Below are 16,026 nucleotides of genomic sequence, written 5' to 3' on the forward strand. Positions count from 1 at the left end.
CCGCAGGAGGTCTGCGTGCCGCCCTTCACTCTGCCTGCTCCGCTCGCTCTGGCCCGCGCGGTCGACGCGGTGCCCGAGGCGCCGGGCTGGACGCTGGAGCCGAAGTTATGGACAGGGTTTGTCCTGTCCGCTGTCTATCCTCGATGCGCGGAACTGGCCGCCGTGCAGAGTTGTGCGAGCGCCGATGGGGCGGCTCGGTCCGATGAGTTCCGCGGCACAGTGGGGTCTACCTCTGCACGAGCGAAAGCTGCACACGAGTTCTGTGAGGGGACCATGACCACCCATGCGCTACCACCCGTCGTCGACGCCGCAACCTGGGAGCGCCAACTCGAGGCGCTGCGTGCCCGGGAGAAGGCCGCGACGCGGGAGCTTGACGCCATCGCCGCCGAACGTCGTCGCCTGCCGATGGTCGAGATGCCCGACTACAGCCTGGAGGCGAGGACGGCCCCGTTCGGCTGGCGGACGTCTTCGAAGGCAAGAGGCAACTGATCGTCTACAACCACATGTGGTTCGCCGGCAAGGAATGGCAGTGCCCGGGCTGCACGGGGTTCACCTCGCAGTACACCCGCCTGGAGTTCCTGGACAACTACGATGCGCGATTCGTCATCGTCACCCAGGGCCCGATCAAAGAGGCACTCGCCTATCGGCAGCGGGTCGGCAACCAGATGACGTGGTACTCGACTGCCAACAGTTCCTTCGGAGCCGACGTCGGTGCACCGCCCGACGCAGGATTCGCGGTCAACGTGTTCCTGCGCGACGGCGGCACCGTCTATCGCACCTGGCACACCAACGGCCGGGGCACCGAACAGCTCAGTCACACCTTCCCGCTGATCGACGTCCTGCCGTACGGACGGCAGGAGGAGTGGCAGGACTCGCCCGAGGGCTGGCCTCAGTCGCCCACCTACAGCCGGTGGGCAACGTCCAAAGACATTGCTGCGCTCTACGGCCCGGGCTCCGGCGGCGGCTGAACGACCTGCATCACGGCCGGTGAGCGGGTGAACTCGGTGATGCTGCCGGTGCGCGACGGGTTGACCATCGCTCGGCGCCCCCGCAGCTGCCGGGACAAGTTGCTTACGCGCTGCTCGGCAGGGCCTCCTCGGGGTCTCTTCACGTGGCCACGCGAGCTCCCGGCGGTGTGGCACACCCGCCCACCCTGTGATCGACATGGCGCTGGACGATAGTTCGTGGACAGCTCAACAGCGCATGAATGAAATGGGATGGCTGGAGACGCCAGATCCATACCGCGACCCGACGGGTCTGGACCATGGCTTCGTAGGTGGGAGCGGCCACCACTTGTCGACGAGTTTGAGCGGCACTTGTCGATTACCGAGCAGTGAAATGTCGATGAGAACTGACACCGCTCGGTGGCGGAGTCGACGTCTCTCCTCTGCTATCTGGTGATGCTGCGGTTGCTGTTCAGGATGTCTTCGGGGTTTGCCGCCCTCGCCGGTCCGCGTCCTGTCGGCGAAGGCCCTCGAGGATGACGTTCATCAGAGGCCGTGCTGTTGGCTCCCATTCATCTCGGTCCAGTCGGCCGAGGTAGGCGATGAGCAGGAGGACCCCGCGGGCATCCACGTCCGTGCGGATGGAACCAGCTGCTTTCCCGGCGTCCAGCAGGTGGCTGAGAGCGCCTTCGATGGGGTTCTGGCTGTGGGCGACAAGGTCTTGCCACGCTGCCGGCTCGAGCGCCGCCAGGACGCCGTACTTGATCTCGGCGTAGTCGATCACTCGGTCGAGCCAGTGGCGCAGGGCTTCCATGGGTTCGTGTTCCGCCAGTAGCGCGGAGGCGGCGGTCACGAGTTCTTCGACGTCGCGCCGGTAGACCTCGGCGAGGAGCGCTTCGCGGTTGGGAAAGTTCCGGTAGAGCGTTCCCTGTCCCACACCGGCGCGCTTGGCGATCTCCTTGAGGTGGACGTGGTCGGACTCGGCGAGGGCTGCGCGGGCGGCCTCCACGATGCGGGTCCGGTTCTGCGCCGCGTCCGGACGGCGTGCCGGTGTGTTCATAGGCGTCTCCTGACGTTCCGTCCATCACAAGTGGACATGAGTCCGGTAGGGTGGGTCACGCACCGGACACGTGTCCACTTTATCTGGAGGCAGTAGTGCCCTCTCTTCATGACAAGATCGTCGCGGTCACCGGAGCAAGCGGCGGCATCGGTGAAGCCACAGCCCGTCTCCTCGCCCAGCGCGGTGCCGCAGTCGTCCTCGCGGCGCGCCGCAGTGAGCGCATCGAGGCCATAGCGCAGGACATCCGGGAGGAGGGGGGCCGTGCTGCCACGTGCATCGTCGATGTCACCAAGGCCGAGGACCTGCGGCGCCTGGTCGCCACCACCGTCGATCGGTACGGCCGTATCGACGTACTGGTGAACAACGCTGGTATCGCCCCGATCAGCCCGATGGCCGACCTCGACACCGAGGGTTGGTCGGCAATGATCGACGTCAACCTTCGCGGCACTCTCAACGGCATCGCCGCCGCGTTGCCCGCCTTCCGCGAGCAGGGGTCGGGCCACCTGGTGAGCATCGTCTCCGTGGCCGGCCTGTCCGGCGTGTCCCCCTCGATGGCTGTCTACGCCGCGACCAAGAACGCGGTGCGCACCGTTCACGAGGGGCTGCGCAGGGAGTCCACCGACGGGGTGGTGCGCACGACAGCCATCTCGCCGGGATACATCCGCACCGATCTTGCTGACTCCATGGCGGACCCGAACATCCGCGAGCAGACGCGCAAGAACATGGACGCGGTGGGCATCCCTGCGGCGGCGGTCGCCCGCGCGGTGGCCTTCGCCATCGAGCAGCCCAGCGACGTCGAGATCGGCGAGATCAACGTTCGCCCCACCGTCCAGGCGTGACACTTGCCGTCACCGGTCAAGTGAGACGGCCGCCAGCCGCTTGCACAACGCCACTGTCTGGCCGGGCGTCCCGACGAGCAGAACACAACTCCGGACCTGGCTCCCGGCCTCAACGGGAGCGACGCCTCTCGGTGAAGGAAGTCCCAGAGCGGTCAGCCTGCCGTGCCGTCCTGGGCAGCGGCCCGGGCTTGGGTTATGGCGAGGCGGTGCCAGTCGTGGATGTCGCTCAGTTCGCTCTGGAGCGCGAGGACGGGCGCGGTGATCGCCCGGTACTGTCGGTGGGTGTCCAAGGCAGCCTGATAGGCCGCGTTGGCCGGTCCCATGGCGTCGACGATCGAGCGACGTGTGGACTCGACCATGCGGAGTTGGCGGCGGACCGGCTCAAACTGCCTGTCGATGGAGTTGAGCCAGGCCGAGGTCCGCCTGATCGACTCCATGAAACCGGACAGGCCGATGTTGCCGCCCTGCTGCGGCTCCGCTTCCTGGCCGAAGGCTTCGTCGTCGCCTTCTTCTGCGCCGGGGCTGTCCTCGTCGTTCATGGACTCATGATCCCGCCATCGGCGCGGGCGGGCACTCGTATTTGTGGCTGCGGGGCGCAGCATGCCAGGCCGTACGTATGTGCCGGGGCGGTGAACCGACAACTCCAGCGAACGGTTCTCAGCGGAGGTTCAACGGCGCGATCGATGAGGCATGCGATTCGCCGGAATTGTCGCTCACCGAATCGTGATCATGTCCTCAAGGCGCAATTCAAGCGAGCCGATGAGCGGAGCGAGCCCCGCGCCTGCGGGGCTCTCGTCGCGTGACGAACCTCCGAACCGCATAGGGAGGAGCCGGGCTCGCCCATCTGCCGGCCAAGCGCTGGGCGAGCCCGTAGGCCCATGAACAACGGTCCGCTCATCAGCCTCACCGCCATTGTTCTCCTCGCAGTAGGCAGAATCACAACTTATGTCGCTTAAAGGCGCTAACAAAGCCGTTGGACGTGGCGGTGGGTGATCAGGCAGACGGCGAGTCCGAGGAAGACTTCGTGGATGTCATCGCGGCGTTCCCAGCGGATGCGCAGGCGGCGGAAGCCGTGGAGCCAGGAGATTGTGCGCTCGACGACGTAGCGGAAGATGCCCAGGCCGGTTCCGTGGGGCTGGCCTCGCTCCGCGATCACCGGGCGGATCCCGCGCTGCCAGAGCAGGCGCCGGTACTTGTCGTGGTCGTAGCCGCGGTCGGCCAGCAGCGCATCCGGCCGTCGGCGCGGTCTGCCGACCCGGCCCCCGACGGCCGGGATCTTGTCGAGCAGCGGCAGGAGTTGGGTGACGTCGTTGCGGTTTCCGCCGGTCAGCGACACCGCGAGCGGGATGCCCTGCCTGTCGGCGATGAGGTGGTGTTTGCTGCCCGGTCGTGCGCGGTCGACCGGGCTGGGCCCGCTTTTGGGCCTCGCCGGGCCGCGCGGACGTGCGAGGAGTCGATCACCGCCCGGGACCAGTCCAGCTTGTCCTTCGAGCGCAGCTTCTCCAGTAGCACGACATGGAGTTGGTCCCAGACGCCGGCCTCGATCCATGCGGCCAGCCGGCGCCAGCAGGTCATGCCCGAACCGAAGCCCAGTTCCTGGGGCAGGTACTCCCACTGGATGCCGGTGTGCAGGACGAACAGGATCCCGCACAGGGCTTGCCGGTCCGGCACCCGCGGGCGCCCCTCGACCAGTTTCGGACCTGGTTCGGGCAGCAACGGCTCGATGAGCGACCACAGTTCATCCGACACGATCCACGGACGCGACTGACGTTTCCCCACAACCAGACCAACGAGCAGACAAGCCAACAGTCACATGATCAACCGCTTTTGTTAGAGCCAGTTACAGCAGCGATCGGAGTCGCGTCTCCCAATTGGCGGTCGAGTCGTCGCGGGGCTCCGGGCGGCCAAGTCCTTTGAGCCATACAACGGCTTCCCTGTGACAGCCATACCCAGAACCCCTGGGCCCTCTGATCTTACGAATGACCAGATCAGGCCCACGCCTTGAAAGGTAGGACCCCTTAGTGGGCGGTTCGTGGGTCTTTGAGAGGATCTGTTGTCGCCTGATGGTGTGGCGGTGGGGCGGAATCTGCCGGTCCGCGGTTGTTGATCTGGTCATGTGATCGGGTGAGTGAACGCAAGCCGTATCCGAGTGACTTATCGGACGAGCAGTGGTTGTTGATCGAGCCGGTGATCACCGCGTGGAAGGACCGGCACCGCTCGGTCAGCGGCCATCAGGGCGCCTATACGACATGCGGGAGATCGTGAACGCGATCCTCTACCAGGGGCGGACCGGCTGCCAGTGGGCCTACCTCCCGCACGACCTGCCGCAGAAGAGCGCGACCTACTACTACTTCGCCGCCTGGTGGGACGACGGAACCGACCAGGTCATCCATGAACTCCTGCGCTGCCAGGTCCGTGAACGCGCCCGCCGATTAGAGGACCCGACCCTGGTGGTCCTGGACACCCAGAGTGTCCATGTGGCCGCCGGGGTCTTTGCCGCCACGAGCGGCCACGATCCGGCCAAGCGGGTGCCCGGCCGCAAACGCGGACTGGCTGTGGACGTCCTCGGCCTGGTCATCGCGGTCGTCGTCCTCGCCGCGAACACCCACGACAACGCCGCGGCCATCATCCTGCTGGACCAGGTCGCCGAGCACGCCGGCAAAACCGTCCGCAAAGCCCTGGTCGACCAGGGATTCAAGAACCAGGTCGTCGTGCACGGCGTCGGCCTGGGAATTTGACGTCGAGATCGTCGCACGCAACCCGCAGGACAAGGGGTTCGTGCCGCAGCCGAAGCAGTGGAGGGTCGAGCAGACCTACGGGATCCTGATACTGCACCGGCGCCTGGTCCGCGACTACGAGCACCGCCCCTCTTCCTCCGCCTTCCGCGTCTACTGGGCGATGACCCACGTCATGACCCGACGCCTCACCGGCGCGAACGCACCCACCTGGCGCGAACCGCAGGCGGTGACCGCATGAACATCCAGCCCCTGCTCGACGCGCTGGACCTCCAGGAAGACGCCGCCCGGGCCCAGGCCAACGACCTCCGCACACAGATCGGCGAATTGCAGACCCGGCTGCGGGAGGCCGAGTCGCACCTCGAGTACCTCGCGATCACCCGGAAGACCGTCACGGGCCTTGCCGACCGACTTCCGGCCGTCCCACCGGCCCTGCCCGAGCACCCTGACTACCCTCGCATCCTCGCCGTCTTCAACGAGGCGACCGGACCGCTGCGGGCCAAGGACATCTGCGAAGCCCTCGACCACAGCCTGCTGCCGAAGAACATTGAAGGCACCCGAGCCAAGTTGAAACGCCTGGTCAAACTCGGCATCCTCACCGAGGTCGACACTGGCAGCTTCGCCAGGAAGCAGTAACCGGCCGAGCCCCGATTGGCTTCGTTCACGTCAAACAGCAGCCGTATGGCCGCCTGTGCTCGTAAGAATGGCGGTCGTGCGGGTGGTGGGGATCAGTGGGCCTTGTCAGCCAGCCGCTGGGGTGAGGCTGGTGCGGTCGAACGGGCCACCGTGCGCGGCGGCGTACGCGATGGCGTCGTTGACGGCCTCGAGGCCGAACGGCCGGACTCGTTCGGGTGCGAGATCCAGAGTGCCCGAGGCGAGGAGCCGGATGATGCCGACATTGGCTGTGCGCGGGTACATCCACTGCCCGCGCACGGTTATTGAGTTGCGCATGATCCATGGGTACGGGAGTGCGAGGTCGTCGCCACCGAGCATGCCGACGCCGCCCATGAGGACGACGCGGCCGTACTCGCGGACGGTCATGGCCGCCGCGCGCGACGCCGAGCTGGGTGCGCTCGGCGGGAGCAGGTCGATCACGATGTCGATCGGGCCGTCGGCCGCCGCGGACATCGCCGCGCGGTCGGTGGCCTCGTCTCCGGTCAGCGGGACCGGGCGCAGCCGCGGACCGAACCGGTCGGAGAGGAGGTCGAGCGCGGCCTGGTTGCGGCCCGGGGCGACCACGCGGCCCGCTCCCATCGCGAGCGCGACCGCGACCGCGCTGCTGCCGAGGTTGCCGCTGGCCCCGCTGACGAGCAGCGTCTCGCCGGCTGCCAGCCCGCCTGCCAGCAGCCCGCCGTAGGAGATGGCGTGCACGGTGAGTGCGGCCCAGCGGGCCGGATCGTCCCCTGCCACGGTGGGCAGCGGGAAGACGTTCTCCGTCGGGACCCGCATGAGCTCGGCGAACGAACCGTCGTGCAGGTACCGGGCGAGCCGCGCGCCGCCCTCGCCGCGCGAGCTCCAGCCCTGGAGCGTGATGTCGGGAGTCAGGGCGTCGTCCCGCGAGCGCACCGTCGAGTCGCACCACACCAGGTCGCCGACGCGCAGCCGGGTGGCGTCCGGGCCGACGTGGATGATCCGCCCCACGCCGCCGACACCGGGCACGACAGGAGGGACAAGGGGGTAGTTCCGCTTGCCGCCGAAGACCTCGGCCGCGTACGGCGCCACGCTAGCGGCGAGGACCTCGACCACTACCTCACCGCCCCCGGCCTCGGGGTCGGGCACCTCCCGCACCGTGAGCGGGGCGCCGAACTGCGTCAGAACTGCTGCTCGCACGTGATGACCTCCGTGTTCGTCCGTACTCGTGGGATCGACACTAGGAGCTGGGTGGGCATGCGGGAAGCGATGACCTGGCATTCGTGGTATGCGTATGCCGCATGGACATCTCCAGCACGGGACTGCGGGTCCTGCGGCAGATCGCTGAGTCCGGCAGCTTCACCGCGGCAGCTGCCCGACTCGGCTACACGCAGTCAGCCGTCTCACGCCAGGCCGCCGCCCTCGAACGCAGCGTGGGCACCACCCTGTTCGAACGCCGCCCAGACGGGGTGCGGCTCACTCCCTCCGGCCTGACCCTGCTGCGGCACGCCCACACGGTCCTGGCCTCGCTCGCAGAGGCCGAGCGTGAGCTCACTGGCACCGTCCCGCGGACCGAACTGGTGCGGCTCGGGGTGTTCCTGAGCGCGGGCGCGGCGATCCTGCCCGCTGCCCTCGCACACCTCGCGGCGGCCGGCCAGCAGATCACGGTCACCACCAGCGAGGGCACCACGCCCACTCTGAGCCGGGCGCTGCGCGCCGGCTCACTCGACCTCGCCGTGCTGAGTTCCCGCCCACCCCACCGGCCCTTCGACGGCGACTCGCCGCGCCTGCACGTCGAGACCGTCGCGGACACCGAACTGGTCGTGGCGGTGCCGTCGACCGGAGAGTTCGCCGGACGCACCACGGTGCACGTCGACGAGCTGGTCGACGCCGCGTGGATCGCCACCCCGTCATCGAGCTCCGAGCCGCTGCTCGGCGTCTGGCCCGGCCTGCCCGGACGGCCTCGCGTCATCCACTCAGCGCGCGACTGGCTGACCAAGCTCCAGCTGGTCGCCGGCGGCTTCGGTGTGACGACGGTGCCGTCCCGGCTCTCACCGGTGCTGCCGCCCGGGGTGAGCCTGCTGCGCGTCGACGGCGCACCCCCCGAGATCCGCCGGGTGCTCGTGGCGCGCCTCCCCGGCCACCCCGCCCCGGCGATCACGGCCGTCACCCGAGCGATCACTTCGACCGCCTGAACCGCCGCCAAGGCCGCGCACGATCGCGTGTACCCCTTTCCCCCTCACGGGTGGGCACCGCGGTCACCGTCGGCCTGTTCTTCGCAGTACTGGCGATCGGCTTCGCCGTCGTCACGGCCCTGCACGTACTCCTCGCGCCCCGCGGCCGCGCATAACGGCCGCCGGCAGCCAGCCTTCCGCCGAGGCAAGCGGACTCGTTGCCGGTGGACAGCGTGGCACTGGTCGTAGTTCGTGTCCGATCTCCCACCAAAACCTCTCAAACCGCCCTTTGAGCGCCTTCCAAGCGCGCGCCGGCCTGGCTGTCCGGATGCGTGATTCGTACGCGGCTGACCTGCCCGGTGGATCGGACTGGTTCATGGGTTCCCTCTCTCTGCGGGAAAGGTGACGACTGCGGCGTGCTCGTGGGATCACGCGGCCGGCGGAGGCTCAGCGGGCGCCACCGGCACCGGGGGGAAGCTGGTCCCACCACCACGAGATCTCGGGGATCGGCAGCGGAGCCAGGTCGGCGTGTTCTGTCCGGTGAGGGGTGAGGACGACGGTCGCCTCGCTCGCGTCGGCCGACAGCGTGTAGCGCTGCTGGGAGGCCCCCCATTCGAGCTGGGCCCGCATGAAGTTCCCGAGGTCGTCGACGTAGCGGCACAGCGCCTCACCGGCTGCGGGACGGATGTCTTCGCGAAGGGCGAGGTACAGGCACATCAGGCGGTCGCACAGTGCCATGCCCTGCTGAACCGGGGTCCCCGGCAGCTCACCCGCCACGACAGAGAGGACGCTCTGGTCGTCCTCATGCTGCAGGGCCTCCTTGTAGGAGGACATGAGGTCGTTGCTCCACCCTACGTAGAGCCAGGTGAGTTCGGTCAGGGCCCGCACAGCCGGGTGCAGGATCTCCGCCTCGGTCAGCTCGATCCCATTGGCGATCTCGATCAACACGGTCAGTTGCGGCGCGTACGATGCCTCACCGCGAAACAGGCAGAACTCCCCGAGGCTCGGCTGCCTGCCCGCAGCGCGGTTGGCCACCTGCCACTGCGTGGCCTGGGCCCAACGGCGGAGCGCCTCCGACCAGCGGCGCATCAGCACTGGCGACAGGTGGCGCTCAGCGCGCTGGGCCAGGTCCCGAAGAGCGCGGATGTGCGGGTTGGCGTCGAACACGGTCAAGCCGGGTACCTCGACTACCCGCACCAGCTTTCCCAGGACCGGGATCAGGTCGCCCGGCTGTATTTCCGCGTCGCAGTACTCGTCGTCGAACCGTAACGCCCAGTAGTTCCAGTCCGAGGCAATCTGGAGTGCCGGGCCAGCGGGTGCTAGCGGGAGAAGCCGTGCCGCGAAGTAGGCCGGGGCGAAGGCGCGCAGTTTCTCTTGCGTCGCACTGCTCGCGCCGAACGCCGCGGTGTCCATCCAAGCGATCGAGCCCCGTTCGAGAGCCGCTGCCGAAGGGTTCGAAAGAGACGGAAGAGGGCAGTACAGGCGGGGACTTTCGATCTGCTCGGGGGTCCCGTCAACTACTGTGTTCTCTACGGGCATGTCGACTCCTCGCTGCCTCTGAGGGCCGGCGGCATGGCTGAAGCCGGGCGGACGATTGTCCCGGCAGGGCATGCCGATCCCCTCGACGTGATTGTGCCTATCTTGCGCAGGTGGTCGGCGGCGCCGATGCCGGACAACCGGAGCAGACGGGGGGCGAACCCGAGCTGGCGGGTCAGGCGGCCAACCGCCGCAGGCGGTGCAGCAAGCACGTTGTCGAGGACGGAACCCGGACAGGGCAGGGTGGACGGCTGCACGGCGGCGCCGAGCAGGCTGGCCAGAAACTCTGGCCAACGGGCCATCCGCATGGCATGTTCCACCGCCCGGTAGCCCTCTTCCTGGTGTGGCACGCGGACCGAGACGTACGGTCGGTACTTAGGTTCGCGGGCCATGTAAGCGGCGGCCCCGTCTGTTGCGGGACGGTCATCGTTGCCGAACATGTTCAGCGCCGGAGGCGGCGTCGAGGGTGTGTGCGGTGTCCTGGGTCGTGAGCCAGGCTGCGGCGCGGGTTTCTGGCGAGTAGGACGCGTGCGAGGATCTGCGGTCGGGCCAGCGCCGTGGGCCGCCTAAGACTGTGGAAGACCAGAAGGAACGCCTGGCGGGTCACGGGATCGTGGATGATGCGGGTGAACAGCCGGTTCTTGTACCACTGCACCGCGTGAGAAAGGCGGTCGGTGCGCTGCTCCCGCGCTGCTGCCCAGATCCGGTCCTCGCTCGTGGACATGAGCCAGGGCCAGAAGTGGACTCCTCGCAGGCTCCGTTGGAAGGATCGTGAGAATCCGGTCAGGTCGGCATCGTGCCGGAGTAGGCTCCGATGCAATGTCAGGGCGCTGTGGCACGCGACCGTCATTCCCTGGCCATAGACTGGGTTGAACGCGCACACGGCGTCGCCGACTTCGACGAAGCCGTCGGGCCAGGCCGCTCCGCGTCTTAGCTCACGACGGCGGTTTTCGGTGCGGGCAAACCGGTGTATGGCCGAGATGGGATGGCTGCTGGCCAGGACATGGGCCAGTTCTGGATTGTCCAACGAGGCTGCGAAGGACAGGAATCCGTCTTCGTCCGTTGGGGGGTGATGTCCCGTGACGCCGAGCAACGTGACCAGCCACTGGCCGTCTTCGATCCGCGTGATGTAGACACCGCGGGGCTGGCCGCAGGCGGCCAGCGGCTGGTAGAGGGCCTTCCACTCCAATGCGGGACCCTTGTACATGCGCGATGCGTAGGCCAGCCCGGAGTCGACGACAGTCTCGGTCAGCGGCGGATAGCCCAACTCGTCCAGCCATCGCGGACATTGCGAGAACCGGCCGGAACAGTCCACGGTTAGGTCTGCCTGGTACTCCACGAACTGCCGGGCCACCCCCGGGCGGTGTACGCAGGCGGCGACGCCGGCAACGGATCCTGGCGACGGGCCAGTGAGCAGGGCCGTGGCCGACACCCCGGTTTCGACGCGCACGTGCCCGATCGTCTTGACCCGTCGGCGGATTTGAGCCTCCAGCAGGTCACGGCTAGAACTACGAAAGAGCAGGCCCGCTGTGCTGGCAGGCACCCGTCCCGGCGGGAGCAACATCACGCTCTCGTCTCCGAAGTCGAACACGAGCGCTCCCGCTTCGGCCAGTTCGGTGCCCAGGCCGGGAAAGAGTTCCTCGAATCTGGCCGCCCCGGCAGCTAGGAGTCCGTGCACATGCCTCGCCTGTGGAACCCCTGTCCGACCCACACCGTCGCCGGGTAGCCACTCGCGTTCAAGGATGACCACCTCCCGGAAGTGATCGGCCAGAACGCGGGCCACTGCCAAGCCCGCGATCCCACTTCCGATCACCAGCGCCCGATCTCTCGTGCTCACCTGCATCCCCCTCCTCGCCTTTACCTGACCCGTCACTGGTCGGATGACTGCAGCGGCTCTGTGATCCGACACCGGGTTCTGTGCGTATGCTGGCCAGCAACCGAGCAACTTTGCGGAGCTCCTTGCTCTATGGGTCCGTCTGCGGGAACCGCCTGCCACGGGCCAGAACACCGTCCACCAAGGGCGCGTGGGACACGGCCCGGCCGCTGCCACCGCAACACGCCCTCGATCTCTGTGCTCGGGCACCTCATCGGTCTCCGCGACGAAGATCGCGTCCTTGGCCTGAAGGGTGCTGACGACGTAGGTGTTGTGGACGATCTCGTGGCGCGCACCTACTGGTGCCTCGTACACCTCCAGCGCTTTCTCCACGGTGGCGATCGCCCATTCCACTCCGGCGTAGCCCCCGCGCGGGCGGCGAGCTGGACCCGCTTGCGGCCGGTCATGAGGTGCGCTCCACTGCAAGGGCCGCGATGCGGCGCAGGGTGACGGTGGCGGCGGGCGTGAGGGGGGTCTCCCGGGCGGCCACGGCCTGTCCGTATCGGGCGGCGATCAAGGCGACTGGCTCGACGGCTAGAAGCGTGGCGCTGCTTGTCGATCACCTGGATCGGCGGGAGGGCAAGAGACGGCTGAGTGGGCATGGATTCTCCCAGGCAGAAAGGGGTGAAGAGGTCCCTGCCGGCGCCGGCCGTGGCGACCACGGGCGCCACCGCCTGCGGCCGGAGCAGCTGCTGTGGCTCCTGGTGGGCAGCGAGGCTCGGGGTGCATTCGGGCCGCAGCCCCTGGAGCGGCAGCATCGTGGGCGGTTGGGCCGGCTGGCTTGGCCCGTTCAACTGGCCGATGTTTCAAGCCGGCTTCCAGCAGACGGGGCGTTGTACGCGCCACCACCAGCTGATCGAGTCGATGTCGAGCGGTTGATGGGAGGTTGCACCGCACTGGTCGGTGAACCCGGGCGGGGTGAACATCTCGGCGCTGTCGGGGCTTCCGTCCTGGTAGCGGTAGCGGTGGCTCTCCTGGAAGAAGTGCATGCAGCCACTGATGTACGCGGCGAGCGCGTTCAGGTACGTGTCGACGGTCGGGGGATGGTCGTCGTGCAGGACCTGTTCGCGTAGGTCCAGGAACCGGTTCACGATGCGTTCGTAGATGACGACCGCTTCGGCGACCGCTTCGGCGATCGTGGCGCGGTGTTCGTGGCGCAGTACGTCGATCAGGTTGTGCAGGTCACTGGAGCGGGCGGCTTCCTTGCCGTGGGAGAAGACCTCATGGCCGACGGCCGCGGCCATGACGGCCATCTCGGTGAGGGCCCGCAGCCTTGGGTCCGCGAAATGCTCCGGCCCCATCCCGTGGATGCCCATCAGGGCCGGGAAGAGAACGCATGCCGGGCCGCCGCCGATGTAGAGGCGTGAGTGCAGCGTGTCGCTCAGGGTAGGCGGGATCCCGCGCACGTTGGCGGCGATCCGCCAGAGTTCGCGTACCGTCTGGGCGTGGAGGGTCGCTTCGAGCCGCTCGCACAGATAGGCCGGGCAGGAGGCGCGGAAGTCACGCAGGATCTCCGCCAGCGCGTGGGCATAGGGTCCGTCCCTTTCGCTTACCGGCTCCGGGGCGGCCGCCGTGCGGACCGTGCGGGCCAAGAACGCCGCCGCACCGGCCGTGTCCAGGCGGACCGGCCCTTCGTCGAGGAAGTCGTCCACCGCGAAAAACCACATGGACATGTTCGCGGCCACCTGCAACAACTCCGCCGGACCGGCCGGAACGATATAGCCGACCAGGGCCCCGGCCAGGTGGCCTGAGATGCGCTCCTGCTCCTGCGGCGGGTAGAGACCATGGCGTCGCATGAACTCGTTCGCGCCGAGATCGACGGTGTGGGAGGCCGGGTGCAGTTGGAACGGGATCGGGCAGTACACGGGTGGCACATCGATCTTGTGGATGTCTGGCACGGAGGTCTTCGGCAGGGTCATCGGCTCTCCTATACGGGGCAAGTGCGGGCGGTCGCGTCCGGGACTTGGTCGGGCGGGGCGGTGAAGTCGCCGTCGGGGTGCGGTTGGGCAAGGAGATAGCTGACCGTGGGGGTGATCACGCGTGAGGCGGCGCCATATCTGGTGATCGCGGGGATGGCCTGAGCGGTGGACAGCGCGTCGCTGGCGCTGTTGCCGTCATGACCCCAGCCGCCGTCGGAGTTCTGGGGCTCCTCCAGATGCGCTATCGACCGCGAGGTGGCGGCTGCGATGTGTTTCTGGATGGCCATCCCGCACTCCGTTAGGGCGGCCTGCTGCGCTTGTGCGCGGAGGCTCTCGGAGTCCATCAGCGTGCCGTCAAAGTCGAAGACGTAGGCCGTGTAGTGGAAGGACCGGTCTGCTCCCTTGCGGCCTGGCGGGGGTGGCCCCGGTTTCGGTGAGCGGCCTTGCCGTGCGCGTCATACCGCCGCCGACTGGGGTCGTCCGTTGGCCGGGTGCGCCTCGACGGCCGTGTTGAGCGCTGTCAGGGCGTGGACGTTGGCCAGGACCGGGAAGTTGTAGGGGAGAGGCCGTGGTCCCACCTGGTCGGGCGGGGCCGTGAAGCCGCCCTCGGGTTCCTGCCGGTCGAGGAAGTGGGCAAGAGCGCGGCCGGCTGTGGTTGCGGCCCCGTGCCGGACGATGATGGGTACGGCGTGCGCGGTGGACAGTGCGTCGCTCGTGGTGCTGTTGCGCTGGCCCCAGCCGCCGTCGGGGTTTTGGGTCTGTTCCAGGCGCCGCACCGCCTTGGCGGTGGCCGCGGCGATGCGGGTGCGGGCCGTCGGGGAGACGTGGGCCGTGGTGCGGCCGAGGGCCTCCACCACGTGGGCGATGACGCTGGACTCGCTGAGTGTCCAGCTTCGCTGCCATGTTCCGTCGTCGTCCTGGGCATTGAGGAGGAAGCCGACGGCCTGGTCGAGGATGCCGGAGTGGCGTCGCCAGTCGGGGGCCAGTGCGATGACAGCCCCGGCGGTCAGGTCGGGCTCGGGGGCATGTCCGCGGACATAGGTAGGCCATCCGCCGGCCTTGTCGGCCATGCGGCGCAGGTAGTTGTCGGCCCGGCCGAGCCGATCCCCGTAGGTGTTCGGGCCGGCCAGGCGGAGCAGCTCGGCGCACCGACTGGTGTCGTCGACGTCGCTTTGGGTGGTGGTCTCGTCGTAGCCCCAGCCACCGTCCGCGAGCTGCTGGCCCGCGACGTAGGCGGCCATCAGTGGGACCACGCCTCGCCGGTCTCCGGCGCCCGCGAGAACGGTCCCGGCCAGTGCGGTCACCCACACCTCCTGTCCGGCGATGAACGGGATCCCGCGGTCGGCGTTCTGGACCCGGATAAGTGCGTGCAGGCCCTCGCGCAGCAGCGCGCCGCCGGGCTGATATGTGTGCAGGGCGTGCAGAGCGATCAGGTGTGCCAGCGTGTTCCCCTGCCATACCTTTCCCGCGTCAAAGGAGCCCAGGGACGTGGCCATCCGGACCCGGTCGGCGTCCAGGGCTGGGGATTCCTCGTTGCGGTGTGCGGCGTGGAGGATCCGGACCGCGCGGAGGGTCACGTCGGTCCAGACCGCCTGTTCCTCGTCCGGGATGGACCCGGGATCCGTGCGGCCGTCGAAGGGCAGGGCACCCAGCACTGCAAGGAGCGTTTCGAGAAGGAGCTGTTTCCGAGCGCCGGTGAAGTGCCGGAAGCCGTCCAGATGGGCCCGTACCTCCGCGCTCGCTACCGGCCGGCCCGTGACGGCTGCTGCTGCGGCGGCGTCCAGGACGCCTGCCGGGCGCGCCCGGCCCAGGAAGCCGGTCAAGGCTTCTTGCGTGTCGGGGTCTGTCCCTTCTTTGCGCAGCAGCCTGAGTAAAAGGGCTGATTCCAGGATCCGGCTGGCGCATCGGTCCCGGATCGCACCGTCCGGTTCCACGCGGCGGACCAGGTGGTTATACAGGCGCTGGCGGGCGGACAGGATGCGAGCGTTGGGCCAACTGACGGTCGTGGTCATCAGGTTCTCCCTCATTTGGGATAATAGGGACCGCTGAAGTGCCCCCGGAGTGACTCTGCTGGTCTGTTCACGTGTCGCAAGTGAGAGAGGCGGAGGGTGTCGAGGCGGGAGGTCCAACTGCCTCCCAGTGGGGTTCCGGTGAGCCAGGCATCGATGCAGACGAGGTTGAGGGCGGGCATCGCAGTGACTACGTGTTGCAGGGTGGGTCTTGGCGAAGCCTGTGTAGCGGGCGTGGTGGACATCGCAGTCAGGCCGGCCGGCCCGCCCATCGCCACCGCAATGGCCACCACCCATGCGACCGAAG

The 16,026-nt window shown here is 68.1% G+C and carries 11 protein-coding genes and 4 pseudogenes; 5 read left to right on the plus strand and 10 right to left on the minus strand.

All coding sequences use genetic code 11. The features are described 5' to 3' along the window. The first annotated feature begins 273 nt into the window (after nucleotides 1-273). Nucleotides 274-968, plus strand: a pseudogene (locus KCH87_RS33250) (DUF899 domain-containing protein). A gap of 448 nt (nucleotides 969-1,416) precedes the next feature. On the opposite strand, the gene KCH87_RS33255 reads toward KCH87_RS33250, so the two are convergent. Further along, entirely contained in the window at nucleotides 1,417-2,004 is a 588-nt protein-coding gene (locus tag KCH87_RS33255) for a TetR/AcrR family transcriptional regulator (protein ID WP_210590861.1), read from the minus strand. Between the two features lie 95 nt (nucleotides 2,005-2,099). On the opposite strand from KCH87_RS33255, the gene KCH87_RS33260 reads away from it, so the two are divergent. Beyond that, nucleotides 2,100-2,843: an SDR family oxidoreductase gene (locus KCH87_RS33260; protein WP_210590862.1), complete on the plus strand. Its 744-nt coding sequence runs from the start codon at nucleotides 2,100-2,102 to the stop codon at nucleotides 2,841-2,843. 152 nt (nucleotides 2,844-2,995) lie between these two features. Here KCH87_RS33260 and KCH87_RS33265 read toward each other — a convergent pair whose 3' ends face one another. Together KCH87_RS33265 and KCH87_RS33270 are read right to left on the minus strand one after the other, a co-directional pair. Beyond that, nucleotides 2,996-3,382, minus strand: coding sequence for a hypothetical protein (locus tag KCH87_RS33265; protein ID WP_210590864.1), 387 nt, complete (start codon nucleotides 3,380-3,382; stop codon nucleotides 2,996-2,998). Nucleotides 3,383-3,804: 422 nt separating this feature from the next. After that, nucleotides 3,805-4,622, minus strand: a pseudogene (locus KCH87_RS33270) (IS5 family transposase). Nucleotides 4,623-4,967: 345 nt separating this feature from the next. On the opposite strand from KCH87_RS33270, the pseudogene KCH87_RS50525 reads away from it, so the two are divergent. Together KCH87_RS50525 and KCH87_RS33280 are read left to right on the plus strand one after the other, a co-directional pair. Further along, nucleotides 4,968-5,819, plus strand: a pseudogene (locus tag KCH87_RS50525) (IS5 family transposase). Further along, nucleotides 5,816-6,214, plus strand: a complete 399-nt coding sequence (locus KCH87_RS33280; protein ID WP_210590869.1) for a hypothetical protein — start codon at nucleotides 5,816-5,818, stop codon at nucleotides 6,212-6,214. The pseudogene KCH87_RS50525 and the gene KCH87_RS33280 overlap by 4 nt, the downstream one beginning before the upstream one ends. 105 nt (nucleotides 6,215-6,319) lie before the next feature. Here the strand turns inward: KCH87_RS33280 and KCH87_RS33285 are convergent, their stop codons facing one another. Further along, the gene (locus tag KCH87_RS33285) at nucleotides 6,320-7,408 is read right to left on the minus strand and encodes an alcohol dehydrogenase catalytic domain-containing protein (protein ID WP_210590872.1); all 1,089 of its coding nucleotides are present in this window, start codon (nucleotides 7,406-7,408) and stop codon (nucleotides 6,320-6,322) included. 101 nt (nucleotides 7,409-7,509) lie between these two features. Between KCH87_RS33285 and KCH87_RS33290 the strand changes: the two genes are divergently transcribed. Further along, nucleotides 7,510-8,403 carry a LysR family transcriptional regulator gene (locus KCH87_RS33290; RefSeq protein WP_210590875.1) on the plus strand — a complete coding sequence of 298 codons (894 nt, stop codon included), beginning with the start codon at nucleotides 7,510-7,512 and terminating at the stop codon, nucleotides 8,401-8,403. Between the two features lie 426 nt (nucleotides 8,404-8,829). Here the strand turns inward: KCH87_RS33290 and KCH87_RS33295 are convergent, their stop codons facing one another. The 6 genes and pseudogenes from KCH87_RS33295 to KCH87_RS33315 all read right to left on the minus strand — a co-directional run bounded on the left by KCH87_RS33295 (nucleotide 8,830) and on the right by KCH87_RS33315 (nucleotide 15,533). Further along, nucleotides 8,830-9,795 (minus strand): terpene synthase family protein, encoded by a 966-nt coding sequence (locus KCH87_RS33295; RefSeq protein WP_210590878.1) that lies wholly within the window; start codon nucleotides 9,793-9,795, stop codon nucleotides 8,830-8,832. A 565-nt stretch (nucleotides 9,796-10,360) separates the two neighbouring features. Beyond that, nucleotides 10,361-11,761 (minus strand): NAD(P)/FAD-dependent oxidoreductase, encoded by a 1,401-nt coding sequence (locus KCH87_RS33300; protein WP_247197186.1) that lies wholly within the window; start codon nucleotides 11,759-11,761, stop codon nucleotides 10,361-10,363. Nucleotides 11,762-11,965: 204 nt separating this feature from the next. Further along, nucleotides 11,966-12,217, minus strand: a pseudogene (locus KCH87_RS50840) (hypothetical protein); the annotation flags it as partial. A 380-nt stretch (nucleotides 12,218-12,597) separates the two neighbouring features. Further along, on the minus strand, nucleotides 12,598-13,710 hold the full coding sequence (locus KCH87_RS33305; RefSeq protein ID WP_210590885.1) for a hypothetical protein: 1,113 nt from the start codon (nucleotides 13,708-13,710) through the stop codon (nucleotides 12,598-12,600). Nucleotides 13,711-13,718: 8 nt separating this feature from the next. Then, a complete protein-coding gene (locus KCH87_RS33310) occupies nucleotides 13,719-13,997 on the minus strand; it encodes a hypothetical protein (protein WP_210590888.1) in 279 nt (92 codons plus the stop codon). A 168-nt stretch (nucleotides 13,998-14,165) separates the two neighbouring features. Beyond that, a complete protein-coding gene (locus KCH87_RS33315; RefSeq protein WP_210590889.1) occupies nucleotides 14,166-15,533 on the minus strand; it encodes a prenyltransferase/squalene oxidase repeat-containing protein in 1,368 nt (455 codons plus the stop codon). Nucleotides 15,534-16,026: the final 493 nt, after the last annotated feature.

Origin of the sequence: Streptomyces sp. GESEQ-35, assembly GCF_017948485.1 — a bacterium.
Taxonomy (GTDB): Bacteria; Actinomycetota; Actinomycetes; order Streptomycetales; family Streptomycetaceae; genus Streptomyces.